General features: G+C 68.4%; 1 protein-coding gene. It reads left to right on the forward strand.

Annotated features, from left to right (window positions below; translation table 11 throughout):
- On the forward strand, nt 1–2,001 hold a 2,001-nt coding region (locus INP57_RS29235; protein ID WP_200073607.1), incomplete at both ends, for a (Fe-S)-binding protein.

Genomic DNA, 2,001 nt, shown 5'->3' on the forward strand with positions numbered 1-2,001 from the left:
CAGGCGCGGCCCGTTCGGGGCCCGGTTCGGGAACATGCTCAAAGAGATCGTGGGCCACACGAAGATGCTCAAGTGGGGGCACGTCGGCGTGGCCCACTGGTTCGTGATGGTCGGTTTCGGCGGGCTGAGCCTGAGCGTGCTGGAGGCGTACTTCGAGGTCTTCGTGCCGACCTTCGAGACGCCGCTGCTGAGCTGGTTCGGCCCGTGGAACCTGATCGTCGAGCTGCTGGGCATCACCACCGTGATCGGCGGGTTCTGGCTGATCGCGGTGCGCCAGCTCAACCACCCGCGCCGCGCCGGGCGGGTCTCGCGGTTCCAGGGGTCGAACTTCGGGCAGGCGTACTTCGTCGAAGCCGTGGTGGTGCTCGAAGGTTTCGGCATCATGGGCCTGCGGGCGTTCAAGGAGTCGTCCGGGCTGTTCGAGGCGCCGGTGTGGTCCTCGCCGCTGACCTACGCGATCGGCAGCGTGCTGCCCGCCAGCACCGCGGCCGTCTCGGTCTTCGCCGGGTTCAAGATCCTCTCCGCGATGATCTGGGTGATCGTGATCGCCCGGAACATCACCATGGGCGTGGCCTGGCACCGGTTCACCGCGTTCTTCAACATCTACTTCAAGCGCGAGCTGGGCGACGCCCCCGCACTGGGCGCGCTGCAGCCGATGATGTCCGGCGGCAAGGAACTCGACTTCGAAGAAGCCGACCCGGACACCGACGTGTTCGGCGCAGGCCAGGTCGAGGACTTCAAGTGGAAGGGCTGGCTGGACTTCACCACCTGCACCGAGTGCGGCCGGTGCCAGTCGCAGTGCCCGGCGTGGAACACCGCCAAGCCGCTCTCGCCGAAGCTGCTGATCACCTCGCTGCGCGAGCACGCCTACGCGAAGGCGCCGTACCTGCAGGCCGGTGGCAAGCGGGACATGGCCGGTGACGAGGTCGGCATCACCGGCGACGGCGCGGACGAGAAGCTCGCCGGGATCGACGCGCTCGCGCTGGCCGAGGCGGACCGGCCGCTGGTCGGCGGGCCGGAAGAGGCCGGGGTGATCGACCCCGAGGTGCTGTGGGCGTGCACCAACTGCGGTGCCTGCGTGGAGCAGTGCCCGGTGGACATCGAGCACGTGGACCACATCGTCGACATGCGCCGCTACCAGGTGCTGATCGAGTCGAACTTCCCCACCGAGCTCGGCGGGATGTTCAAGAACCTGGAGAACAAGGGCAACCCGTGGGGCCAGAACGCCAAGGACCGGCTGGCCTGGACCGAGGAGCTGGACTTCGAGGTCCCGGTCTTCGACGGTGAGCTCGAAGACGACGTCGAGTACGTGTTCTGGGTCGGCTGCGCGGGCGCCTTCGAGGACCGCGCCAAGAAGACCACCCGCGCGGTCGCGGAGCTGCTGCACCTGGCCGACGTGAAGTACACCGTGCTCGGCGGCGAGGAGACCTGCACCGGTGACCCGGCGCGGCGCGCGGGCAACGAGTTCCTGTTCCAGATGCTCGCCCAGCAGAACGTCGAGACGCTGAACTCGGTGTTCGAGAACCGCGAACCGGGCAAGCGCAAGATCGTCGCGACCTGCGCGCACTGCTTCAACAGCCTCGCCAACGAGTACTCGCAGCTCGGCGGGAACTTCGAGGTCGTGCACCACACCCAGCTGCTGAACAAGCTGGTCCGCGAGAAGCGGCTCACCCCGGTGGCCCCGGTCGCCGAGGACGTCACCTACCACGACCCCTGCTTCCTGGGCAGGCACAACAAGGTCTACACCCCGCCGCGGGACCTGGTCGGCGCTTCCGGCGCGAACTTCCGGGAGATGCCGCGGCACGGCGACCGCTCGATGTGCTGCGGCGCCGGCGGTGCGCGGATGTGGATGGAAGAGCGCATCGGCAAGCGCATCAACGTCGACCGCGTGGACGAGGCGCTGGGCACCGCGCCGCAGAAGATCGCCACCGGCTGCCCGTTCTGCCGCGTCATGCTCACCGACGGGCTGACCTCCCGGCAGAACGAGCAGGCCGCCTCCGA

Origin of the sequence: Saccharopolyspora galaxeae (genome assembly GCF_016526145.1) — a bacterium.
In the GTDB taxonomy this organism is placed as follows: Bacteria; Actinomycetota; Actinomycetes; order Mycobacteriales; family Pseudonocardiaceae; genus Saccharopolyspora_C; species Saccharopolyspora_C galaxeae.